General features: G+C 68.9%; 22 protein-coding genes. 17 read left to right on the top strand and 5 right to left on the bottom strand.

Going from position 1 to position 22,089, the window contains the following annotated elements:
* Positions 1-110: 110 nt before the first annotated feature.
* Entirely contained in the window at positions 111-854 is a 744-nt protein-coding gene (locus MCHUDSM44219_RS10905) for an SDR family NAD(P)-dependent oxidoreductase (RefSeq protein ID WP_048418253.1), read from the bottom strand.
* Positions 851-1,615 carry an SDR family NAD(P)-dependent oxidoreductase gene (locus MCHUDSM44219_RS10900; protein ID WP_048418252.1) on the bottom strand — a complete coding sequence of 255 codons (765 nt, stop codon included), beginning with the start codon at positions 1,613-1,615 and terminating at the stop codon, positions 851-853. The genes MCHUDSM44219_RS10905 and MCHUDSM44219_RS10900 overlap by 4 nt, the downstream gene beginning before the upstream one ends.
* Before the next feature lie 102 nt (positions 1,616-1,717).
* Here MCHUDSM44219_RS10900 and MCHUDSM44219_RS10895 point away from each other — a divergent pair, with 102 nt between their 5' ends.
* Complete coding sequence (locus tag MCHUDSM44219_RS10895; RefSeq protein WP_048418270.1) at positions 1,718-2,590, top strand: ArgK/MeaB family GTPase; 873 nt, start codon at positions 1,718-1,720, stop codon at positions 2,588-2,590.
* A gap of 1 nt (position 2,591) precedes the next feature.
* On the opposite strand, the gene MCHUDSM44219_RS10890 is transcribed toward MCHUDSM44219_RS10895, so the two are convergent.
* The 3 genes from MCHUDSM44219_RS10890 to MCHUDSM44219_RS10880 are packed head-to-tail and all read right to left on the bottom strand — an operon-like array spanning position 2,592 to position 5,574.
* The gene (locus MCHUDSM44219_RS10890; RefSeq protein ID WP_048418251.1) at positions 2,592-3,173 is read right to left on the bottom strand and encodes a TetR/AcrR family transcriptional regulator; all 582 of its coding nucleotides are present in this window, start codon (positions 3,171-3,173) and stop codon (positions 2,592-2,594) included.
* Between the two features lie 39 nt (positions 3,174-3,212).
* Positions 3,213-4,826, bottom strand: coding sequence for an FAD-dependent oxidoreductase (locus tag MCHUDSM44219_RS10885; protein ID WP_048418250.1), 1,614 nt, complete (start codon positions 4,824-4,826; stop codon positions 3,213-3,215).
* A 22-nt stretch (positions 4,827-4,848) separates the two neighbouring features.
* Entirely contained in the window at positions 4,849-5,574 is a 726-nt protein-coding gene (locus tag MCHUDSM44219_RS10880; protein ID WP_048418249.1) for an IclR family transcriptional regulator, read from the bottom strand.
* 158 nt (positions 5,575-5,732) lie between these two features.
* Between MCHUDSM44219_RS10880 and MCHUDSM44219_RS10875 the strand changes: the two genes are divergently transcribed.
* The 16 genes from MCHUDSM44219_RS10875 to MCHUDSM44219_RS10800 are packed head-to-tail and all read left to right on the top strand — an operon-like array spanning position 5,733 to position 22,086.
* Positions 5,733-6,599, top strand: a complete 867-nt coding sequence (locus MCHUDSM44219_RS10875; protein ID WP_048418248.1) for an alpha/beta fold hydrolase — start codon at positions 5,733-5,735, stop codon at positions 6,597-6,599.
* A complete protein-coding gene (locus tag MCHUDSM44219_RS10870) occupies positions 6,596-8,293 on the top strand; it encodes a bifunctional 3-(3-hydroxy-phenyl)propionate/3-hydroxycinnamic acid hydroxylase (RefSeq protein WP_048418247.1) in 1,698 nt (565 codons plus the stop codon). The genes MCHUDSM44219_RS10875 and MCHUDSM44219_RS10870 overlap by 4 nt, the downstream gene beginning before the upstream one ends.
* Positions 8,241-9,158, top strand: coding sequence for a 3-carboxyethylcatechol 2,3-dioxygenase (locus MCHUDSM44219_RS10865; protein WP_048418246.1), 918 nt, complete (start codon positions 8,241-8,243; stop codon positions 9,156-9,158). Before MCHUDSM44219_RS10870 ends, MCHUDSM44219_RS10865 begins: the two co-directional genes overlap by 53 nt.
* Complete coding sequence (locus tag MCHUDSM44219_RS10860) at positions 9,155-10,912, top strand: FAD-binding protein (RefSeq protein WP_048418245.1); 1,758 nt, start codon at positions 9,155-9,157, stop codon at positions 10,910-10,912. Before MCHUDSM44219_RS10865 ends, MCHUDSM44219_RS10860 begins: the two co-directional genes overlap by 4 nt.
* On the top strand, positions 10,909-12,234 hold the full coding sequence (locus MCHUDSM44219_RS10855; RefSeq protein WP_048418244.1) for an LLM class flavin-dependent oxidoreductase: 1,326 nt from the start codon (positions 10,909-10,911) through the stop codon (positions 12,232-12,234). The genes MCHUDSM44219_RS10860 and MCHUDSM44219_RS10855 overlap by 4 nt, the downstream gene beginning before the upstream one ends.
* A complete protein-coding gene (locus MCHUDSM44219_RS10850) occupies positions 12,231-13,070 on the top strand; it encodes a coniferyl-alcohol dehydrogenase (RefSeq protein WP_048418243.1) in 840 nt (279 codons plus the stop codon). Before MCHUDSM44219_RS10855 ends, MCHUDSM44219_RS10850 begins: the two co-directional genes overlap by 4 nt.
* Positions 13,070-14,068 (top strand): cyclase family protein, encoded by a 999-nt coding sequence (locus MCHUDSM44219_RS10845; protein WP_048418242.1) that lies wholly within the window; start codon positions 13,070-13,072, stop codon positions 14,066-14,068. Before MCHUDSM44219_RS10850 ends, MCHUDSM44219_RS10845 begins: the two co-directional genes overlap by 1 nt.
* Positions 14,069-14,072: 4 nt before the next feature.
* Positions 14,073-14,675 carry an NADPH-dependent FMN reductase gene (locus MCHUDSM44219_RS10840; protein WP_048418241.1) on the top strand — a complete coding sequence of 201 codons (603 nt, stop codon included), beginning with the start codon at positions 14,073-14,075 and terminating at the stop codon, positions 14,673-14,675.
* Positions 14,672-15,523: an alpha/beta fold hydrolase gene (locus tag MCHUDSM44219_RS10835; RefSeq protein ID WP_048418240.1), complete on the top strand. Its 852-nt coding sequence runs from the start codon at positions 14,672-14,674 to the stop codon at positions 15,521-15,523. Before MCHUDSM44219_RS10840 ends, MCHUDSM44219_RS10835 begins: the two co-directional genes overlap by 4 nt.
* Positions 15,520-16,350: an SDR family NAD(P)-dependent oxidoreductase gene (locus tag MCHUDSM44219_RS10830; RefSeq protein WP_048418239.1), complete on the top strand. Its 831-nt coding sequence runs from the start codon at positions 15,520-15,522 to the stop codon at positions 16,348-16,350. The genes MCHUDSM44219_RS10835 and MCHUDSM44219_RS10830 overlap by 4 nt, the downstream gene beginning before the upstream one ends.
* The gene (locus MCHUDSM44219_RS10825; RefSeq protein ID WP_048418238.1) at positions 16,347-17,057 is read left to right on the top strand and encodes a TetR/AcrR family transcriptional regulator; all 711 of its coding nucleotides are present in this window, start codon (positions 16,347-16,349) and stop codon (positions 17,055-17,057) included. Before MCHUDSM44219_RS10830 ends, MCHUDSM44219_RS10825 begins: the two co-directional genes overlap by 4 nt.
* A gap of 1 nt (position 17,058) precedes the next feature.
* Positions 17,059-17,259 (top strand): ferredoxin, encoded by a 201-nt coding sequence (locus MCHUDSM44219_RS10820; protein WP_048418237.1) that lies wholly within the window; start codon positions 17,059-17,061, stop codon positions 17,257-17,259.
* Positions 17,256-18,488: a cytochrome P450 gene (locus tag MCHUDSM44219_RS10815; RefSeq protein ID WP_048418236.1), complete on the top strand. Its 1,233-nt coding sequence runs from the start codon at positions 17,256-17,258 to the stop codon at positions 18,486-18,488. The genes MCHUDSM44219_RS10820 and MCHUDSM44219_RS10815 overlap by 4 nt, the downstream gene beginning before the upstream one ends.
* A gap of 36 nt (positions 18,489-18,524) precedes the next feature.
* A complete protein-coding gene (locus tag MCHUDSM44219_RS10810; RefSeq protein WP_048418235.1) occupies positions 18,525-19,691 on the top strand; it encodes an amidohydrolase family protein in 1,167 nt (388 codons plus the stop codon).
* Positions 19,691-20,953, top strand: coding sequence for a M24 family metallopeptidase (locus MCHUDSM44219_RS10805; RefSeq protein ID WP_048418234.1), 1,263 nt, complete (start codon positions 19,691-19,693; stop codon positions 20,951-20,953). Before MCHUDSM44219_RS10810 ends, MCHUDSM44219_RS10805 begins: the two co-directional genes overlap by 1 nt.
* Complete coding sequence (locus MCHUDSM44219_RS10800) at positions 20,950-22,086, top strand: M24 family metallopeptidase (protein WP_048418233.1); 1,137 nt, start codon at positions 20,950-20,952, stop codon at positions 22,084-22,086. The genes MCHUDSM44219_RS10805 and MCHUDSM44219_RS10800 overlap by 4 nt, the downstream gene beginning before the upstream one ends.
* Positions 22,087-22,089: the final 3 nt, after the last annotated feature.

Here is a 22,089-nt window from a genome sequence, read left to right as displayed (position 1 = left end):
CGCCGAACCTCAGACCCGAACCGCCGCCCACTGCCCACTCAGCAACCCCCCAGAACACCGGATGTTGCAGTGACCGTATGAATCCGCCGCGAAAATCGCAGCCAGGAATGCTATTCCGCGGCGAGTTGCTCGGAGCGCTGGACCGTGCCGGTGATGCCGGAGGCGTCCTGGCGCGCCAGCAGCAGCGCGGCCTCGGCCATCGCCTCAGGCGGTTCGACCATCTCGGGGGGCACCTCGATGCCGCTGCCGCCGGCCTGCCAGCCCTCGGTGAGCACCACCCGCGACGGGCTCAGACAGTTCACCGCGATGTTGTCGGTCGCCAGATCGGCGGCCAGCCCGAGGTAGAGCCGTTCGACGGCAGCCTTGGACACCCAGTAGGCGTTCGCGCCGTGCCCGGTCATCCCGACGCCCGTCGTGGTCACCGCGATCAGCGAGCCGCCGCCGCGCGCCCGCACATGCGGGATGACGGCCCTGGTGACCAGGAAGACGCCGGTGAGGTTCACGTCGAGGCACAGCTGCCACCGCGTGAGCGGGGTGGTCTCGATCGGCCCGAGCCACAGCACACCGGCATTGGCGACGAGGATGTCGATACCGCCGAACTCCGAGACGGTCTGCGCCACTGCGGCATTCACGGAATCCTCGCGGGTGACGTCGCACACCACGGGCAGCGCTCGGCCCCCCGCCGCGGTGATCCGCTGCGCGACGGACCCGATCGTGCCCGGAACCCTGCCCTCCTGTTCGGAGCGCGCCGCGACGGCGACCGACGCGCCGGCGGCGGCCAGGGCCGAGGCGATGGTGGCGCCGATGCCGCGGCTGGCGCCGGCGACGAACGCGACCCTGCCGGTCAGGCTCACCGCGGCGGGAAGCGCAGCGCCCCGTCGAGGCGGATGGTTTCGCCGTTGAGGTAGTCGTTCTCGACGATGCTCTGTGCCAGTTGCGCGTATTCGCCCGCGCGGCCCATCCGCTTCGGGAACGGCACCTGCGGGCCCCAGTACTGTTCGAGCTGGTCGGCGGCTGTGCCGTAGGCGGGAGTGTTGATGGTCCCGGGCGCGATGGTCACCACGCGGATGCCCAGCGGCGACAAGTCGCGTGCGGCGACCAGGGTCATGCCGAGCACTCCGCCCTTGGCCGCGGCGTAGGGCAGCTGCCCGATCTGTCCCTCGTACCCGGCGATCGACGCCGTGGTGACGATGACGCCCCGGCCGCCCTCGTCAAGCGGTTCGGTCTTCGCGATCGCCGCCGCGGAGAGTCGCATCACGTTGAACACCGCGGTCAGGTAGAACTCGACGGTCGTCTTGAACCCCTCGAGGTCCAGTGGCGACCCGTCCTTGCCGACGAGCCGCCCGCCGCTGGCCGGCCCGCCGTGGGTGTCCACCGAGATGCGCAGCGGAGCAAGGGCTTCGGCCTCGGCGATGGCGGCGTTGACCGACTCCTCGGAGGTGGCGTCGGTGCGCACGTACCGTACTCCGAGCTCCGACTCGAGGGCGCTGCCCTTGTCGTCGGCCATGTCGGCGACCACCACCTTGGCGCCTGCGCCGTGCAGCCGGCGCACCGTCGCCTCCCCGAGACCGCCCGCGCCGCCGACGACCAGGGCGGAACTGCCGGTGATCTGCATGCATCCTCCTTGAAATCACTACTCTCAGCTAAAGAGAATAACATTCTCGCTACGGGAGCGGGCAGCTGTCCGAGTGAAGAACGTCTGCGTAAGGTGCGTGACGTGACCATCGACGAGCTGATCTGCGCGGCCCGCGGCGGGTCGGCGAGGGCCACCGGCCGGTTGCTGACCTTCGTGGAGGGTCCGCGACGACCGGAGGTGCTGGCAGCGGTCGGCGTCCCGGCGCCCGCCCGCGTCATCGGGATCACCGGTCCTCCGGGTGCGGGGAAGTCCACCACGGTGGGCGCCCTGGTCGGGGCCTATCGCGCAGGTGGGGAACGGGTCGCGGTCCTCGCGGTCGACCCGTCGTCGCCCTACAGCGGCGGGGCACTGCTCGGTGACCGCATCCGGATGGCCGCCCACATCAACGATCCCGACGTGCTGATCCGGTCGGTCGCGACCCGGGGACATCTCGGTGGACTGGCCGCGGCGGTGCCCGCGGCGATCACCCTGCTGTCGGCGCTCGGGTACGGCCTGGTGATCGTCGAGACCGTCGGGGTGGGCCAGTCCGAGATCGAGATCGCCGCGGTGGCCGACCCGACGGTGGTGATCCTCAACCCCGGCGCCGGAGACGCGGTGCAGGCCGCCAAGGCCGGCCTCCTCGAGGTGGCCGACATCGTCGTGGTCAACAAGGCCGATCGCACGGGAGCCGACCAGACCGTGCGCGATCTGCGCGCCGAAACCCACGCGCCCATCCTCAAACTCGTCGCCGCGCAGGGCGACGGCGTGACCGAACTCGTCGAGACGATCTCCGCCCACCACCGTTCCGACAGCCCGGCCCGGCGGGCGGCACGAGCCCGTTCCCAGATCCTGTCGATGGCCGCGACGCTGCTGCGTACACACGCCGACCTCGACCGATTGGCAGCGGCCGTGGCCGACGGCACCTGCGATCCCTACGCGGCGGCCGCGCAGTTGGTGGTCGGCGACGATCGCTGACCTACTCTGGCAGGTCCACCAGTTTCCTTGTGTAGAAGAGCAATTGGGTGCGCAGCGTGTCGTCGTCGATGTCGTCCACCAGGGGATGCATCACGCCGACGGCGATGGCGCCCGACAACATCGCGGCGGGGAGACGAGCCTGCGGTGTGTTCTCGCCGATGAGGACCGCGAACAGCCGGCCGATGAATTGCTGAAACGGCGGGTGGTCGGCCAGGAACCGGACGATGACCGGATCGAACTGCAGTGTCGCGGCGGCACGCCGCCGCTCGACGGCCTCGTCGATGACGCGATCGAGGAGGAGTTCTCGCGCCCGCGACGCCGACGGTTCGGCTTCCGCGGCCTCCAGTGCCTCTTCCAGCCTGCCGAGTTCCCGTTCGGTCAACGCGAGGACGATCTCGTCCTTGGTCTTGAACTGGCGGTAGACCGCGGCTTTGGTGACGCCCATCGCGTCGGCGATCATCTGCAGCGAGGTCCCGCTCACGCCGTGCTCGGTGATCATGCTCAGGGCGGCATCGAGCACGCGGGTTTGTGCTGCCGTGCGCCGGATCGCACTGAACCTGGTTCCGGTGCGGGGCGACGTCATTCGCCGAGGGTAGCCGACCGGCTACCGTCGTGGCCGCCGTCAGGACGCCGAGCGGCCCGTCGCCGCGGTGTAGCCCGCCCGGTAGCCGAACACCATGGCGGGTCCTAGGGTTCCGCCCGCGCCGCCGTAGGCCTTGCCGGTCGGACCGGCCATCGCGTTGCCGGCCGCGAACAGCCCGGTGATCGCCGTGCCGTTGACGTGCAGCACCCGGCCGTCGCGGTCGGTGCGCGGGCCGCCCTTGGTCCCCATCGCGCCGACCGACACCGGTACCGCGAAGTACGGCGCGGTGTCGATGGGACCCAGGGTCTTCGCCGCCGTGGTCGATGCCGAGGTGTCGCCCCAGTAGCCGTCGTACGCGCTGTCGCCGCGCCCGAAGTCGGGATCGTGCTCGGCGGCGACATGGGTGTTCCACGCCTGCAGCGTCCGGGCCAGTCCTGCCGCGTCGATCCCGGTCTTCTCGCCGAGTTCGTCGAGATCCGCCGACTGGCAGAACCAGTCGGGGATCGGACCGTCGGGGTCCACACCCAGAAATCCGTAATGCTTGAGGTGCAGTGAGTCGAACACGATCCACGCCGGATCGTTGGCGTAGCCGATTTTGGGGTCGAGAAAGTGGAAAGGCCCGGCCATCGAGTTGTACTCGCCGGCCTCGTTGAGGAACCTCTTGCCGGCTCGGTTGACGATGATGCTTCGCGGGCGGGTGCGTTCGAGACGGACGCTGCGGCTGCGCGGATGTCCGCCGAAGGTGTCGCCGGGGATCTGCACGATCGGCACCCACCAGGCCTCGCCCATGTTGGCCAGATCGGCGCCGTGCGCCATCGCCATGCGCAGCCCGTCGCCGGTGTTGTTGGGCGGCGAGACCGCGCCGCGCATCGGCCCGCGCAGATAGGCTTCGACGAGACTTCTGTCCCATTCGAACCCACCCGTGCCGAGCACCACGCCGCGCCGCGCACGGACGCGGAAATCCTGGTCGTGCTGCTGGATTCGGACGCCGGTGATGCCGAGCGGGTCGGCGATGAGCTCGACCGCGCGGGCCTCGGTGTGCGGTTCGACGCCGGCGTCCAAGAGTCCCTTGAGCAACCCGGCGATCAGTGAGGTACCCGCGACGCAGTAGTCGCCCGACCCGCTGTCCACCGAGGCGTGGATGCGCGCCCGGGTCTCGGCGTCGATACCGACGTTGCTGAAGTCGGCCGGGAAGGAGGTGATCCGGTCACGCCATTCGCCGAGTGTGGCGAGGTCGAACGGCTTCGTGTTCAGCGACCGGCCCCCGGCGGGACGGCCGCCGGGGAGCTCGGGCTTGTAGTCGGGAAAGCCCTCGGCCACCTCGAACACGAGATCGCTGTGCGCCTCCACGAACTCGAGCATCGATGCACCTGTGCGCACGAACGTCTCGACCAGCTCGTCATCCATCACGCCCAGCGACTGTGCGCGCAGATAGGCCATCGCGTCGTCCGCGGACAGCTCGCCCTCGGCCGCACGGTCGTGCGCCGGAATCCAGACGATCCCGCCCGACACCGCGGTCGTGCCGCCGACGGTGGCGGCTTTCTCGTACACCTCCACCGAGGCGCCGTTGCCCGCCGCGGTCAGCGCGGCGGTCAGGCCGGCACCTCCACTGCCCAGTACGACGACGTCGACGTCGTGGTCCCAGTCGGTCACCGCTGTCTCCTTCCGGGCTCCCTCAGCCGAGGATCGCCGATAACTCGTTGGCTGCCTTGATGACTGACTCGCGGCCGTCGCGGACCACGTCCTCGCGATGCGAGATCAGGTTGATGCAGGTGGGCGGCGACGGTGGTCGGCGGCGCACAGGCACCGCGAGCCCATAGGTGTTCGGCTCGATCTCGCCGTGCGTGATCACCCAGCCCCGGTGGCGGGCTTCGCCGACGAGCTCGCGCTCGCCGGGGCGGGGCGGCATGCCGGCCAGCAACGCGATGCCGGCAGCCCCGCGGTCCAGGGGGTAGCGACTGCCCTCGTGGAAGGACAGCTGGTAGTAGACGTTCGTCGGGACCATGACGGCCACCGCGACCTGTTGATCGCCTTCGGCGACCAGCAGAGAGACCGTGGTGCCGAGCTCGTCGGCCAGGCTGCGCAGTGTGGGGACGGCCATGGTGCGGACGTTGTTGTCGAACGACGCCCCGAGCACCGCCAGTGCCGCCGCGGAGCGGTAGCGGCCATCCTCACCCTTGGCCACGAACCGGAACGACGCCAGGGTGCTGAGCAGCCGGTAGGCGATGGTGCGGTGCACGCCGATGTCGTCGGCGACCTGCGCCACGGTCATGCCGGTGGGGGAACTTGCGACGAGCTGCAGGGCACTCAGGCCGCGCGCCAGGGTCTGCGATCCCGGTGCGCTCGCGGCGGCTCCGTCCGGGGTGAGGTGACGGCCGGGGGCTGCGGACGCTCGGGTCATGGGCGACCTTCCTTGACAGACACGAGGGCGAGAGTGATGCTCTGACTATAGTGCACATTGATGTGCGATAAATGAGCAAAGTGCTTACAAAAAAAGAGAATACAATTCTCAGCGGCGCGGTCCGGAGGACCATCGCGAACGGCAGGAAGGAGCGCCGGGTGGCGGAGTTCGAGAGCGTGTGGAGCGACCTGCAGGGCGTCCCGTTCTCGCAGGGTTACCTCGATGCCGGTGGCGTGCGCACCCGGTTCCTGCACGCGGGTGATCCCGCCGCCCCGGCCCTGGTGCTGTTGCACGGTTCGGGTGGGCACGCCGAGGCGTACGTGCGCAACCTCGAGGCGCACGCCGGGCACTTCTCCACCTGGTCGATCGACATGCTCGGGCACGGGTACACCGACAAGCCGGGCCATCCTCTCGAAATCGCCCACTACGTCGGACATCTGGTGGCCGTCCTCGACGCGATCGGCGCGCAACGGGCGCACATCAGCGGTGAGTCGCTCGGCGGGTGGGTGGCCTCCCGGTTCGCCATCGACCACCCCGACCGGGTGGACCGGCTCGTCCTCAACACCGCGGGCGGGTCGCAGGCCGACCCCGAGGTGATGAGGCGCATCGTCACGCTGTCGATGGCCGCGGCCGAGAACCCGACGTGGGAGACGGTGCAGGCCCGCATCAAGTGGCTGATGGCCGACAAGTCCAGGGATTACGACGACATCGTGGCCAGCCGGCAGCGGGTCTACCGCCAGCCCGGGTTCGTGGATGCGATGCGCGACATCATGGCGCTGCAGGATCCGCAAATCCGCGCCCGGAACCTGTTGGGTCCCAACGAGTACGGCGCAATCGGCGCGCCCACGCTGGTGTTGTGGACCAGTGACGACCCGACCGCCGACGTCGAGGAGGGCCGACGGATCGCGTCGATGATCCCGGGTGCCCGCTTCGAGGTGATGGCGGGGTGCGGCCACTGGCCGCAGTACGAGGATCCCAAGACCTTCGACCGGCTGCACCTGGACTTCCTGCTGGGGCGTACATGAACGCCCCCGACGACGTGGACGTCGTCATCGTCGGGGCAGGGCCGTCCGGCCTGACGCTGGCCAACATCCTGGGCCTGCACGGAGTCCGGACACTCGTCGCCGAGGAGCGCGACACGCTCATCGACTATCCGCGCGGTGTCGGCCTGGACGACGAGGCGTTGCGCACCTTCCAGTCCATCGGCCTGGTCGACCGCATCCTGCCCCACACGGTGCCCAACCAGATCCTGCGGTTCTTCGACGGGAAGCGGCGTCTGCTCGCCGAGATGGCGCCTCCGGACGCGCGATTCGGGTGGCCGAAGCGCAACGGTTTCGTCCAGCCGATGGTCGACGCCGAACTGTTCGCCGGCCTCGACCGCTTCGACCATGTCGACGTGCAGTTCGGGCGCGGCATGCGGACGTGCCGGGAGGATGCCGACGGCGTGACGGTCGAGTTGAGCGACGGCGCCCGGGTGCGCGCGCGCTATGTCGTGGGGTGCGACGGCGGCCGCAGTGCGACGCGGCGGCTGATGAATGTCTCGTTCGACGGCACCACCTCGTCGACTCGGTGGCTCGTCGTCGACCTCGCCGACGATCCCCTGGGCCATCCCAACAGTGAGGTCGGCGCCGATCCGCGCAGGCCCTATGTCTCGATCGCCATCGCCCACGGCATCCGTCGTTTCGAGTTCCTCATCCATCCCCACGAATCCGACGAACAGGCAGACGATCCGGCGTTCGTCTCCCAGATGCTCGCCGAGCGGATCCCGTATCCCGAGCGTGTGCACATGATCCGCCACCGGGTCTACACCCACCATTCGCGGATCGCCTCGTCGTTCCGCGCGGGCCGGCTGCTGCTCGCCGGCGACGCCGCCCACCTGATGCCGGTGTGGCAGGGACAGGGCTACAACAGCGGCATCCGCGACGCCGCCAACCTGGGCTGGAAGCTCGCCGCGGTGGTGACCGGGCAGGCCGGCGACGCGCTGCTGGACACCTACGACATCGAACGCCGCAGGCACGCCCGGGCGATGATCGACCTGTCCACGATGGTCGGCCGGGTCATCTCGCCCACGAACACCCGGGTGGCCGCGCTGCGGGACCGGGTGATCCATGCGGCCTCGGCGGTCCCCACGCTGAAGCGCTATGTGCTCGAGATGCGGTTCAAGCCGATGCCGCGCTACACCGAGGGCGCCGTGTACCACGATGTTGCGTCCTCCTCGACATCGGCGAACTCGCCGACGGGCACGCTGTTCATCCAGCCTCGGGTCGACACCCGCCACGGCCGGAATCTGCTTCTCGACGATGTGCTCGGGCCCGGCTTCGCGGTGCTGTGCTGGAGCAACAATCTGCGGGCCGTACTCGGTGACTCCGCCTTCGCGCGGTGGAACACGTTGGGCGCCAGGTTCATCGAGGTCCGACCGATGACGCAGCTGCACTGGACGGGGCATGACGACGACGCGGTGGCGGTCGTCGGCGACCGCTCAGGGGCGCTCAAGTCGTGGTTCGACGCCTCGACCGACTCGGTGCTGTTCCTTCGTCCTGACCGTTGCATCGCGGCCGCCTGCATCGCCCAGCGCGCACCGGAGGTGTCGCAGGCCCTGTTCGCCGCGCTCCACCTGACCACGGAAGGAGGATCCGGTTCTCATGTCGACACTTGCGGTGTGCGCCATGTCGCACAGCCCGTTGCTGAACCTTCCCGGACCGTCACGGGATCTGCTTGACGACATCGGGTCGGCTATCGATGCGGCACGGGACTTCGTCGCCGCTTTCGACCCCGATCTCGTCGTGACGTTCTCGCCCGACCACTACAACGGGTTCTTCTACCGGGCCATGCCGCCGTTCTGCATCGGCACCGCCGCCGAGGGCGTCGGTGACTACGGCACGTATCAGGGCCCGCTCGACGTGCCCGGTGACCTCGCAATCGATTGTGCTGCGGCCGTTCTCGCTGCCGACGTCGATGTGGCGCTGTCGGCGGCGATGCAGGTCGACCACGGCACCGTGCAACCGCTGGAGAAACTCTTCGGCGACGCGACCGCCAAGCCCGTCATCCCCGTGTTCGTCAATTCGGTGGCCACACCGCTCGGACCGATGCGGCGGGTCCGGGCCCTCGGTGAGGCTGTCGGCGGCTACCTCGCCTCGCTCGGGAAGCGGGTGCTGATCATCGGGTCGGGGGGACTGTCGCACGATCCGCCGGTGCCCACGCTGGCCACGGCACCTCCGGCAGCGCTCGACCGCATCGTGCACGGCGTCCCGATGACCTCCGAACAGCGACAGGCCCGCCAGACCGCGGTGATGGAGGCGGCGCGTGAGTTCGCCGCCGGGCAGGGATCGCTGGCCCCACTGAATCCGGCCTGGGATCACGCGTTCCTCGATCTGCTGGACACCAACCGACTCAGCGAGGTCGACGGGTGGGACAACGCCTGGATCGCCGCGCAGGCAGGCAATTCAGCACACGAGGTCAGAACCTGGGTGGCGGCCTTAGCGGCGCTGGCGACCCAGGGCCCGTATGCGACGGGGCACCGGTTCTACCGGGCCGCCCCGGAACTGATCGCCGGATTCGCGATCCGGACGGCGGTGACAGCGTGAGCTCGCAGACAGCCGACCCGGACTTCGACCACACCACCGACGTGCTGGTCGTGGGGTCCGGCGGCGGGGGCATGACGGCGGCCCTGACCGCGGACGCCGCCGGGCTGGACACCCTGGTCGTGGAGAAGTCGCCGCGGTTCGGGGGCTCGACCGCGCTGTCCGGCGGCGGCATCTGGGTGCCCGGCGCGCCGTCGCAGCGCCGTGCCGGGCACGTGCCCGACCCGGACGAGGTGTTCCTCTATCTGAAGGAGATCACCGGCGGACTGGTCAGCGACGCGCGGCTGCGCACCTATGTCGACGCCGCACCGGCGATGATGGAGTTCCTCGAGAACCGCAGCCCGTGGCTGGAGTTCGTGTGGAAGCCGGGCTACGCCGACTACTACCCGGAGGTACGGGGCGGTTCGGCGCTGGGCAGCACCATCAACGTGGACGCGATCGACCTGCGCGTCCTCGGCGATGAGGAGCAGAATCTGCTGGCCCCGCTGGCGCTGGCGCCCAAGGGCATCTGGTTCGGGCCCAAGGACCTGCGGCTGTTCTATCAGGTGCGGCAATCCTGGCGCGGCAAAGCCGTTCTGATGAAACTGATCTGGCGGATGTTCCGGGCGCGGGTGTTCGGCGACCGGATGGCGGCCATCGGGCAGTCGCTGGCCGCGCGGCTCCGACTGGCGATGAAGCAGCACGACATTCCGCTGTGGCTCGATGCGCCGATGACCGAACTGATCACCGATGTGGACGGCATGGTGGTCGGGGCGGTCGTGGAGAGGGACGGGCATGCGCTTCGCATCCGCGCCCGCCGCGGCGTGATCCTGGCCAGCGGCGGCTTCGATCACGACATGGCCTGGCGGCGTGAACATCTGCCCGAACTCGAGCAGGACTGGAGCTTCGGTAACCCCGCGGCGACGGGGGACGGCATCCGGGCGGGGGAGAAGGTCGGCGCCTCGACCGAGCTACTCGACGAGGCGTGGTGGTTTCCGGCGATCTGCTGGCCCGACGGCCGACTGCAGTTCATGCTCAACGAGCGGATGATGCCGTCGCAGTTCGTGGTCAACGGCGCCGGCGAGCGATTCATCAACGAGGCCGCGCCTTACATGGACTTCGCGCACGCGATGATCGAGGGCCAGCGCTCGGGCGTCACCCATATCCCGTGCTGGCTCGTCACCGACGTCCGGTCGTTCCACCGCTATGTGGTCGCCGGGCATCTGCCGATCCCGAAGGTGCCGTTTGCGCCGGTGCCGACCGGACGGAAGGTACCGGCGGCGTGGCTGGAGTCCGGTGTGGTGAAGCAGGGCCGCAGCTTCGAGGAACTGGCTCGCGAGATCGGCGTGCCCGCAGACCGGTTGCGCGCCAGCGCAGACCGCTTCAACGCGCTGGCCCGCAGCGGGCACGACGACGACTTCGACCGCGGTGACAGCGCCTACGACAACTACTACGGCGACCCGACGCTGCCCAACCCGAATCTGTATCCGCTCGGCGATCCGCCCTATTACGCGTTTCAGATCATCCTGGGCGATCTCGGCACCTCGGGTGGTCTGCGCACCGACGAGCACGCGCGGGTGCTGCGTGCCGACGACACCGTGATCGACGGTCTCTACGCCGTCGGCAACGCCTCGGCCGCGGTGATGGGCCGCAGCTACGCCGGGGCCGGCGCCACGATCGGGCCGGCCATGACCTTCGGCTTCGTCGCGGCCCGCCACATCGCCGACACCGCTCTTCCGTCCCCGTCGCCCGAACTTCAAGGAGGTAACCAGAAGTGAAGATTTCCCTGTTCTACGAGTTCCCGCTGCCCCGGCCATGGTCCGAGGACGACGAACACCAGCTGTTCCAGCATGGGCTCGACGAGGTGGAACTCGCTGACAAGGCGGGGTTCTCCACCGTCTGGCTGACCGAGCACCACTTCCTCGAGGAGTACTGCCACTCCACGGCCCCCGAGATGTTCCTCGCGGCCGCGAGTCAGCGGACCAAGAACATCCGGCTCGGCTTCGGCGTCATGCACCTTCCACCGTCGATCAACCACCCGGCCCGCATCGCCGAGCGGGTCGCCACGCTGGACCATCTGTCCAACGGCAGGGTGGAGTTCGGCACCGGGGAGGGCTCGTCGGTCGCCGAACTCGGCGGCTTCAACATCGATCCCGCCGACAAGCGCACCCAGTGGGAGGAGGCCCTGGAGGTCTCGATCCGCTGCATGACCGAGGCGCCGTTCACCGGCTTCAAGGGCGAGCACGTCGAGATGCCCGCCCGCAACGTGATTCCGAAGCCGCTGCAGGACCCGCACCCACCGGTGTGGGTGGCCTGTACCCGCCCGTCGTCGGTCCAGATGGCCGCCCAGAAGGCCATCGGCGCACTGAGTTTCGCCTACACCGGGCCGGAGGCGCTCAAGGAGAGGGTCGACGGCTACTACCGGGAGTTCGAGGATCAGGGCACACCCGTCACTCCGGCGATCAACCCCAACCTGCTCGCCATCGGCGGCGACCTGTCGATGATGGTGGCCAAGACCGACGAACAGGCGCTCGAGCGCCTCGGCATCGGCGGGGGCTTCTTCTCGTTCGGGATCATGCACTACTACCTGACCGGCATGCACACGCCCGGCCGCACCGGGGTCTGGGAACTCTACGAGCAGGCCGTCAAGGACGATCCGACATTGGCCTACGGCCCCGGCCGGGGTGCGATCGGCTCGCCGGACACGGTGCGCGAGTTCCTTCGCGGCTACGAGGAAAGCGGCGTCGACGAGATCATCCTGCTGCTCAATCCGCGCAGCCATGAGGGCACCATGGAGTCCATCGAGATCATGGGCCGCGAGATCCTGCCCGAGTTCATCGAGCGCGACGAGAAGGCGGTCAAGGACAAGGCCAAGCGGCTGGCGCCGGTGATCGAGAAGGTCGAGGCGCGCAGGCTGCCCTCGGACGCACCGATGTTCGACGAGACGTACGCGTTCGGCGGTCTGCCGACCGGCCGGGGTGGGAAGTTCACCGCCGGGGAGATTCCCGAGGCCATGGCCGAGATCAACGAGGGGCGGGTCAAGGCCGCGCAGGCCGAGAAGGACGCGAAGGCAGCGAAGGAACCTGCGAGCAGAGCGTGAGTGCACTCGACGAACTGGTGCGCTACGACGGCAGACATGCCGTCGTCACCGGATGCTCCTCCGGTATCGGGGCCCACGTGGCAGACCACCTCAGCCGGCTGGGCGCGCGCGTCACGGGGCTCGATCTGCGCGCTCCCTCCGGCCCGTCGCCGCTGGCGGACTTCGTCGAGGTCGATCTCGCCGATCCAGGGTCGGTGACCGCCGCGGCGGCCATCGTCGACGGTGAGGTCGACGCGTTGTTCAACGTGGCCGGTGTGTCGTCGGGCATCGGCGACCCGCAGCTGGTTGTCCGGATCAACTTCCTCGGCACACGGCAGATCACCGAGGCGCTGACCGGCCGGATGCCCGCGGGTGCGTCGATCACCAACGTGTCCTCCCTCGCAGCGTCGCACTACCGCGAAAACGCTTCCGTGACAACGGGTCTGCTCGACGCCGCCTCGGTGGCCGACGGGGTGGCCTGGTGCAGGCGGAACCCGCACGCGCTGGCTGACGGCGGCTACCGGCTCTCCAAGGAGGCGGTCATCCTCTACGGCATGCGCCGCGTCACCGAGCTGGGCGCCCGGGGTATCAGGATCAACTGCACCGCACCGGGGGTCACCGAGACGCCGATCCTCGACCAACTGCGCTCGGCGTACGGCCAGGATTACCTGGACTCCTTCACCACGCCGCTGGGCCGGATCTCCGACCCCGGGGAACAGGCCGCCGTGCTGGTCTTTCTGGGCAGCCGGGCGGCCGGCTACATCACCGGGCAGGTGGTATGGGCCGACGGCGGGATCCTCGCCCAGCGGTACGCGGCTCAGATGCACGGCAGCAATGCGGCACAGGGGAGTCGATGATGGCCGACGACATGAGGTTGTTCCGGGAGGCCGCCGAGGAGCTGCGCAACTGGGGCCGTTGGGGTGACGACGACGAACTCGGCACCCTGAACTTCATCACCGCCGAGAAAGTGACCGAGGCAGCGCGATTGGTCACACAGGGCAAGGTGATCTCGCTCGGCGGCGACTTCAGCGCGGGCGGTCCCCAGGGCGCCTTCAAGTTCCGGCAGAACCCCGTGCACGTGATGACCGTCGACGGCGGAGACGCCTCCACGCTCGTCGAGTACGGCCCGCAGTGGCTGCGCAACGCGGTCGCCGCCGACATGAGCGCGTTCTTCGCCGACAACCCGTTCCGATTCAACGACGACCTCATCGTGATGCCGCTGCAGGCCGCGACCCAGTGGGACGCGCTGTCGCACGTCTACTACGAGGAGAAGCTCTACAACGGCTTTCCGGCCGACTCCGTCACCAGTTTCGGCGCCTTCCACCTGGGCATCGAGAAGGTCGACGGCAAGGGCATCACGTCGCGCGGAGTGCTGCTCGACGTGGTCGCCCACCGCGGTGCCGACATGTTCTGCGCGCCCGGGGAACCCATCATCCCTGCCGAACTCGACGAGATCGCCGCCGCACAGAATGTCGAGATCCGCTCGGGCGACATCGTCGTCGTCCACACCGGGTGGTGGACCCGCTTCCTGGCCACCGGTGACGGCGGCGAGGCCGGCTCGGGCCTGCACTGGACATGCGCCCGCTGGCTGCACGATCACGAGGTCGCTGCCGTCGCCGCCGACAACCTGATGGTCGAAGACCCCGACCCGGCCAACGGAATCGAGGGCACCTTCCTGCCGATGCACATGCTCTGTCTACGGGACATGGGCCTGATGCTCGGGGAGTACTGGGATCTCGGCCCGCTCGCCGCCGACTGCGCCGCCGACAACATGTACGAATTCCAGCTCGTCGCCCCGCCGTTGAAGGTCGTCGGTGCGGTCGGCGCCCCCGTCAGCCCGATAGCGATCAAGTGAGGCAATGGTGAGCACGCGAACTTCGAGCGATAGACCGTTCATCGTCGGTCTGGGCGGAACCCTGCGGGCCAACTCATCGACCGAGCGGGCGCTGCGCCACTGCCTGGCGGCGGTGGAACGCCAGGGCGGTCGCACCCGCCTGTTCGCCGCCGAGGAACTCGACCTCCCGATGTACGCCCCCCACGAACTCGAACGCACCCCGCGCGCACTCGAACTGGTGAAGACGCTGCGCGACGCGGACGCGGTCGTCGTCGGCTCGCCGGGCTACCACGGCGCGGTGTCGGGTCTGGTCAAGAACGCCCTCGACTACATCGAGGACCTCCGCGAGGATCCGCGCGTGTACCTCGACAACACCCCCTGGGGATGCATCAGCTGCGCGTACGGGTGGCAGGCCGCGGTCGGCACGCTGACCCAGCTGCGCAGCATCGGCCACGCCCTGCGCGCCTGGCCGACACCGCTGGGTGTGGCCATCAACTCCGCCGAGCCGGTCTGGGACACCTCAGGCGGCCTGGCCGACACCGACCAGGGCACAGCCGTCGCCAACCAGCTCGACCTGTTGGCCACTCAGGTGCTGGCGTTCGCGCACACGAGCAGGGAAACGGCGTGATCGGTCGCCACACGGTGCTGGTCGACGGCCTGCTCACCAGTTATCTCGAGGCGGGCCAGGGCGATCCGGTGGTGCTGCTGCACGGCGGGGAGTTCGGCGCCGACGCATGCCTGGCGTGGGAGCACACCATCGGGGCGCTCGCGCAGCGACACCGGGTGCTCGCGCCCGACATGCTGGGCTTCGGAGGGTCGGCCAAGGTGGTCGACTTCACCGACGGCCGCGGCATGCGGATCCGCCACATCGCGCGCTTCTGCGAGGTGATGGGGGTGGAATCGGCCCACTTCGTCGGCAATTCGATGGGTGCGGTGAACCTGCTCGTCGACATGACGTCGGAGGCGCCGGTGCTGCCGGTCCGCAGCCTCGTGGCCCTTTGCGGCGGCGGTGAGATCCAGCGTAACGAGCACGTCAGTGCGCTCTACGACTACGACGCGACACTCGAGGGTATGCGCCGCATCGTCGCGGCGCTGTTCCACGATCCGTCCTATCCCGACGACGAGCAGTACGTCCGGCGCCGATACGAATCCAGCATCGCACCGGGTGCCTGGGAGTCGTTGGCCGCAGCCCGGTTTCGCCGTCCCGGGCTCGCGACACCCGGCACGCCGAGCAGCGTCCGCGCCTATGACCGCATCGCCGTCCCGACGCTGATGGTGGAGGGCGGCGGCGACAAACTGCTGCCGCCGGGCTGGGCGGCGCAGATCGCAGGCCAGATCGGGCAGGCCCGGTCCGCGGTGATCGACGACGCCGGGCACTGCCCGCAGATCGAGCAACCCGCGGCCGTCAACGCGCTGCTGTCGGATTTCTTCGCGGGGATACCGCCCCGCCGAAGGCCAGGGGGAGAGCGCAGATGACAGAACTGGCGGGCAAGGTCGCGATCGTCACCGGGGCGTCGTCGGGAATCGGGCGCGGGATCGCCGAGCGATTCGCCGCCGAGGGGGCGGCCGTGGTCGTCGCCGACGTCCGTGACGAGGACGGGGAAGCCCTTGTCGCCGAGCTGACCTCGGCCGGTGGTACCGCACATTTTCGGCACACCGACGTCGGAGATCAGGCGCAGGTCCGCGAACTCGTCGAGACGACCGTCAGCGCCCTCGGTGGCCTGCACGTGATGATCAACAACGCCGGTATCTCGAGCCCGCTCAGGAAGGGCCTCTTCCACGAGGACTTCGAGGAATTCGACCGGGTGATGCGCGTGAACCTGCTCGGGGTCATGGCCGGTACCCGCGATGCGGCACGCCACATGGCTGAGCACGGTGGCGGTTCGGTGATCAACCTCGGCTCCATCGGCGGCATCCAGGCCGGCGGCGGGGTGTCGACCTACCGCGCCTCCAAGGCCGCCATCATCCACTTCACCAAGTGCGCGGCCATCGAACTGGCGCACTACGAGGTCCGCGTGAACTGCATTGCGCCGGGCAACATCCCGACACCCATTCTGGCGTCGTCGGCCACCGCGGAGGACCGCGAGCGCCTGGAGCGCTTCGAGGCGCGGATCCGGGCGCAGATGCGTGACGACCGCCCGCTCAAACGGGAGGGCACCGCAGACGACGTCGCCGAGGCGGCCCTGTACCTCGCGACGGACCGCTCGAGGTACGTGACCGGCATCGTGCTGCCCGTCGACGGCGGCACCGTTGCGGGGAAGGTCATCGTGCGCAAGCCGGCATCGGAGCGGCCGCCATCGTGAGTGGTTTAAATCAGTCGCTTGACTTAGTGAGTGTGGCCCGGTTCACTGAGGTGGTGACCACTGCGCGGACCGTGCGTGCCGACCGGGCCTCGAGCACGCAAGAGGCGATCCTGAAGGCGGCCGAACGTCTCTATGCCGAACACGGCGTGTTCGCCGTGTCCAACCGGCAGGTCAGCGAGGCCGCCGGCCAGGGCAACAACGCCGCCGTCGGGTATCACTTCGGCACCAAGGCCGATCTGGTGCGCGCCATCGAGCACAAGCACCGCGGGCCGATCGAGGAGCTTCGCGAGCAGCGCATCGCCGCGATCGGCGACTCCACCGACATGCGCGACTGGGTGGCGGCGCTGGTGTGCCCGTTGACCGATCACCTTGCCGAACTGGGGAATCCGACCTGGTATGCGCGGTTCGCCGCGCAGGTGATGACCGATCCGGCCTACCACAACATGATCGTCAAAGACGCGCTGTCCTCGTCGTCGCTGGTGCGGGTGCTCGACGGCATCAACGGATGCCTGCCCGATCTGCCGGTCGAGGTCCGCGTCGAACGCAACATCATGGGCCGCAACCTGCTCATGCACAGCTGCGCCGAACGCGAGCGTCTGCTCGCGCAGGGGGCCCCCGTCGCGCGGCCGTCCTGGCAGGGAGCCGCATCGGGTCTCATCGACGCGATCGTCGGGCTGTGGCATGCGCCGGTGACGGAGGTGCCGTGACGTGAAGGTCACTGTCGACCAGAACCGGTGCGTGTCCTCGGGTCAGTGCGTGCTCAACGCCGGCGAGGTCTTCGACCAGCGCGACGACGACGGCGTCGTCGAGTTGCTCATGCCCGAACCGGGACCCGAACACATCGACCAGACCCGCAAGGCCGCGGCCGCCTGCCCCGCCCTGGCCATCCACCTCGAGGAGCACGGATGACGGAGACGCTGACCGAGGAAGCGGTGTCGGCCGCTCCCGAGTACCCGATGGAGCGCTCGGCGGGCTGCCCGTTCGCCCCGCCCGAACCGATGCTCGAGATGAACCGGACCAAACCTCTGTCGCGCGTGCGGATCTGGAACGGCACCACACCCTGGCTCGTCACCGGACACGAGGCGGCCAGGACGCTGTTCGCCGACTCCCGAGTCAGCGTCGACGACCGGCGGAAGGGTTTCCCACACTGGAACGGGCACATGCTCGCGACGGTGCACAAGCGGCCCCGGTCGGTGTTCACCTCGGATGCCGAAGAGCACACGCGGTTCCGGCGAATGTTGTCGAAGCCCTTCACGTTCCGGCGCGTCGAGGCGCTGCGGCCGGTGATCCAGCAGGTCACCGACGAGTGCATCGACGCGATCCTGGCCGGTCCGCAGCCCGCCGACATGGTCTCCCAACTGGCCCTGCCCGTCCCCACCCGGGTCATCAGCGACATGCTCGGCGTGCCCTACGACGACCACGAGTTCTTCCAGGAGCACGCCAACGCCGGGCTCGCGCGGTACGCGGCCGCGGACGCCATGCAAAAGGGTGCGATGAGCCTGCACCAGTACCTCGTCGATCTCGTCGAGGAGAAGCAGGCCCATCCCGCCGAGGACGCCGTGTCCGACCTCGCCGAGCGCGTCACCGCGGGCGAGATCAGCGTCAAGGAGGCCGCACAGCTGGGCACCGGGCTGCTGATCGCCGGCCACGAGACCACCGCGAACATGATCGGCATCGGCATTCTCGCGCTGCTCGAGAATCCGGAACAGGCTGCGCTACTGCGTGATTCCGAGGACCCCGGGTTCATCGCGAATGCGGTCGAAGAGCTGATGCGCTACCTGTCGATCATCCAGAACGGCCAGCGGCGGGTCGCGACCGAGGACATCGAGATCGCCGGTGAGACCATCAGGGCGGGGGAGGGCATCATCATCGACCTCGCGCCGGCCAACTGGGACGCGGCGGCCTTCCCCGAGCCCGACAAGCTCGACTTCACCCGCGACGCAGGCCAGCAGCTCGGTTTCGGTTACGGCAGGCACCAGTGCGTCGGGCAGCAGCTCGCCCGCGCCGAACTGCAGATCGTGTTCACCACGCTGCTGCGCCGCATGCCCGCGATGACGCTCGCCATCCCGTTCGACGAGGTGCCCTTCAAACACGACCGCCTCGCCTACGGCGTCTACGAACTACCGGTGACCTGGTAGTCACCTCGAGTCCACAGCCCGATTGGAGTACCGACGATGTCCACCCCCGTAGCCACGCTCTATCCGCCCGAAGGCTTCGGTGCCCCCAAGAACCGGCACGGCCATTCCACCGGTGTCGTCGAGGGGCTGCCCGCCGACACGGTGATCTTCTCCGCGGACAACCACATCTCCGTCGCCGACGACATCTTCTACGAACGCTTTCCCGAAGAGCTCAAGGGGGCCGCGCCACGGATCTGGTACGAGGACGGCGCCTACATGGTCGGGATGAAGGGCAAGGCCTGGACCGGCGGGGACTTCGGCCGCGTGCTGATGCAGTACGACGACCTCGCCGGCGCCGCGTCGAACAACATCGACGCCCGCATCCGCGAGCTGAAGGAAGACGGCATCGACAAGGAGCTGGCGTTCCCCAATGCTGTGCTGGCTCTGTTTCACTACCCGGACAAGTCCCTGCGCGAGCGGGTGTTCCGCATCTACAACGAGCACATCGCCGATCTGCAGGAGCGCTCCAACGGGCACTTCTACGGCGTCGGGCTGATCAACTGGTGGGACCCCGCCGGAACCCGGACCACCCTCGCCGAGCTGAAGTCACTGGGGCTCAAGACCTTCCTGCTGCCGCTGAATCCGGGCAAGGACGACGACGGCAACATCTACGACTACGGCAGCACCGACATGGACGCCGTGTGGGACGAGATCGAGGCGGCCGGTCTCCCGGTCAGCCACCACATCGGCGAGACGCCGCCGAAGACGCCGTGCCAGAACAACAGTGTGGTCGTCGGCATGATGGTCAACGTCGACTCGTTCCGCGAGCAGTTCGCCAAGTACGTGTTCTCGGGCATCCTCGACCGACACCCCGGTCTGAAGATCGGGTGGTTCGAAGGCGGCATCGCGTGGGTGCCGACCGCGCTGCAGGACGCCGAGCACATGTTGGCCTCCTACCGCCACATGTTCAATCACGAACTCCGGCACCCGGTGAACCACTACTGGACCAACCACATGAGCGCATCGTTCATGGTGGACCCGTTGGGCCTCGCGCTGATCGACCGGATCGGCGTCGACAACGTGATGTGGTCCTCGGACTATCCGCACAACGAGAGCACATTCGGTTACTCGGATAAGTCTCTGGCGTCGGTGGTGGAGGCCGTCGGCGCGGAGAACGCGGTGAAGATCGTCAGCACCAACGTGCAGAAGTACCTGGGCATCTGATGACCACCCTCGCCCCGTCGTGGACGGCGGGCGTCACCGCCGCCGACATTCCCGACCTTCCCGACCGCGGCAGGATGTACCGCGAGTGTGGGGCCAGGTTGCGGGCGACGATGAAGGACAGGGGCGTCGACGCGCTCGTGCTGCTCGGCAACGGCAACGTGGTCTACGCGACCGGGGCGAGCTGGCCGCTGCTCGACGCCGGCCTCTCCCACGTCGAGCGCCCGATCGCTGTGGTGCTCGCCGACGACGAGCACCCTCACCTGTACATGCCGTTCCGGGAGGGCAGTTCGTTCGAGTCCGAGGTGCCCGCCGATCACGTGCACGGACCTCTCTATCTCGAATTCGATGAGGGCGTGCTGCATTTCGCGTCGGAGCTCGCCGGTTTGTTGCCCGCGGGCGGGCACGTCGCCGTCGACGAACTGACCGGCGCGATGCGCCGCAACACCGGCCGGCTGTTCCCGGCCGGGCCACCGTCGGATGCCGCCCAGGTGATCGGTCCCGCCAAGCTCGTGAAGACCATCGACCAGGTGGCGGCGATCCGCAAGGCATGCCGGATCACCGAAGAGGCCGTCGTCGACGTGCAGAAGTCGTTGGCGCCCGGAGTCCGCCAGATCGACCTGTCCGCGGCGTTCGTCCGGCGAGCGTTCGAACTCGGTGCGACGGCCAACATGCTCGAGGCGATCTGGCAGGTGATGCCCACCTCCAAAGCCGAAGGCACGTGGACCACCACCGGAGATCTGGCTCTGCCGCTGCTCACCACCGAGCGGGCGCTGGCCCGCGGCGATGTGCTTTGGACCGATGTCAGCATCACCTACGAGGGATACTGCTCGGATTTCGGGCGCACGTGGCTGGTCGGCGCGGAGCCCAGCGCGCGTCAGCAGGAGCAGTTCGCCACCTGGCGGCGCATCCTCGACGCCGTACTGGCGGTCACCCGCGCCGGAGCCACCTGCGGTGACCTCGCGCGCGCCGCGATCGCCGCCAACGGGGGCGTCAAGCCGTGGCTGCCGCACTTCTACCTGGGGCACGGCATCGGCACCAATGCCGCCGAGATGCCCATGATCGGAACGGATCTCGGCCAGGAATTCGACGACAACTTCGTCTTCCCCGCAGGCATGGCGCTGGTGCTCGAACCCGTCGTCTGGGAGGACGGGACCGGCGGCTACCGCAGCGAGGAGATCATCGTGATCACCGAGGACGGCTACCTGCCGATCACCGACTACCCCTACGCACCCTACGGAGACACGATGGGCGCTCGCGCATGACCGATGACGTCCTCCCCGACGACCTCGCGCTGCGGACCGGCCGCCGCGAACGCGCCCTGGCCGAGATGGCGGCCAACGAGCTCGACATCCTCGTGCTCGGCAGGCAGGCCAACGTCCGCTACGTCACCGGGGCGCCCCAACTCTGGGTCGCCGGCACCCGCCCGTTCGCGCCGATCTGCGTCGTGGTGCGGGCCACCGGGGAGATCCACCTGAACAGCAGCTGGGACGAAGGGATGCCCGAGGAGATCGGGCACGACCACCTGTACGGGCTGGCGTGGAATCCGATGACACTGATCGACGTCCTCAAGAACATCGACGGGGCAGCGGACGCGAAACGCGTCGGAACCGATGCGCTCTCACCGACGTTCGGTCAGCTGCTGCCGATGGCCTTCCCGAACGCCGAACTCGTCGACGGCGAAGTCGCGATGCGGGCCGCGCGCCGCACCAAGACACCTGAGGAGATCGGCGCGCTGCGCGGCGCCCTGCACATCGCCCAGGATGCGCTCGCCGCGGCGGTCGCCGGGCTCGCGCCGGGAACCACCGAGCAGGCGCTCACAGGGATCATGCTCGAGGCCATGGCCGCAGGCGGAGTGAGCACGTCGGCGACGCAGGACGGCGCGTGGATCACGCCGCGTGAACACTCGTGGCGGGTCGGTCCTCGCGACCGGCGCATCGCCGAGGGGGATCTCGTGGCGTTCGCCGCGGGCGCGCTGGCAGGCGGCTACGTCGGCGAGGTCGGACGGACCTGGCCCGTCGGTGACGTCGACGGTGCCGACGCACTGTTCGCGCGCTCGAACCGACTGTGGGACGGCCTGTTCGAGGCGTGCCGGCCGGGAGCGTCGGCGAGCGCGCTGTTCGGCGCGTACGAGGCCGTCGGCGAGTCGTTGCCGCCGATGCCGGTGGCGCACGGACTGGGCTTGGGATTCGACCCGCCGGTCATCTCACCGGACCTCGCGCAGACCTCGGCTGACGAACGACTCGACCCGGGCACCGTGCTGGCCGTCACGGCCTACGTGTGGGAGGCCGGTGTCGGCGCGGTGTTCCGACGCGATGCCGTCCTGATCACCGAGGACGGCCCTCAGATGCTCACCGACAGTCCGCTGCCGGCGCAGGCCACTGCCGGAATCGGCTGACGC

It is taken from the genome of Mycolicibacterium chubuense, assembly GCF_001044255.1.
GTDB lineage: Bacteria > Actinomycetota > Actinomycetes > Mycobacteriales > Mycobacteriaceae > Mycobacterium > Mycobacterium chubuense.
Note: the sequence above shows the minus strand (reverse complement) of the source record. Positions and strands in the feature narration are given on the sequence as shown.

What these genes read in the sequence shown, in the direction of transcription:
- MCHUDSM44219_RS10805 (WP_048418234.1), top strand. Translation starts at nt 19,691, where the DNA reads ATGACCACCCTCGCCCCGTCGTGGACGGCGGGCGTCACCGCCGCCGAC.
- MCHUDSM44219_RS10890 (WP_048418251.1), bottom strand. Translation starts at nt 3,173, where the DNA reads ATGACGTCGCCCCGCACCGGAACCAGGTTCAGTGCGATCCGGCGCACG.
- MCHUDSM44219_RS10845 (WP_048418242.1), top strand. Translation starts at nt 13,070, where the DNA reads ATGGCCGACGACATGAGGTTGTTCCGGGAGGCCGCCGAGGAGCTGCGC.
- MCHUDSM44219_RS10830 (WP_048418239.1), top strand. Translation starts at nt 15,520, where the DNA reads ATGACAGAACTGGCGGGCAAGGTCGCGATCGTCACCGGGGCGTCGTCG.
- MCHUDSM44219_RS10870 (WP_048418247.1), top strand. Translation starts at nt 6,596, where the DNA reads ATGAACGCCCCCGACGACGTGGACGTCGTCATCGTCGGGGCAGGGCCG.
- MCHUDSM44219_RS10865 (WP_048418246.1), top strand. Translation starts at nt 8,241, where the DNA reads ATGTCGCACAGCCCGTTGCTGAACCTTCCCGGACCGTCACGGGATCTG.
- MCHUDSM44219_RS10840 (WP_048418241.1), top strand. Translation starts at nt 14,073, where the DNA reads ATGGTGAGCACGCGAACTTCGAGCGATAGACCGTTCATCGTCGGTCTG.
- MCHUDSM44219_RS10900 (WP_048418252.1), bottom strand. Translation starts at nt 1,615, where the DNA reads ATGCAGATCACCGGCAGTTCCGCCCTGGTCGTCGGCGGCGCGGGCGGT.
- MCHUDSM44219_RS10880 (WP_048418249.1), bottom strand. Translation starts at nt 5,574, where the DNA reads ATGACCCGAGCGTCCGCAGCCCCCGGCCGTCACCTCACCCCGGACGGA.
- MCHUDSM44219_RS10810 (WP_048418235.1), top strand. Translation starts at nt 18,525, where the DNA reads ATGTCCACCCCCGTAGCCACGCTCTATCCGCCCGAAGGCTTCGGTGCC.
- MCHUDSM44219_RS10815 (WP_048418236.1), top strand. Translation starts at nt 17,256, where the DNA reads ATGACGGAGACGCTGACCGAGGAAGCGGTGTCGGCCGCTCCCGAGTAC.
- MCHUDSM44219_RS10800 (WP_048418233.1), top strand. Translation starts at nt 20,950, where the DNA reads ATGACCGATGACGTCCTCCCCGACGACCTCGCGCTGCGGACCGGCCGC.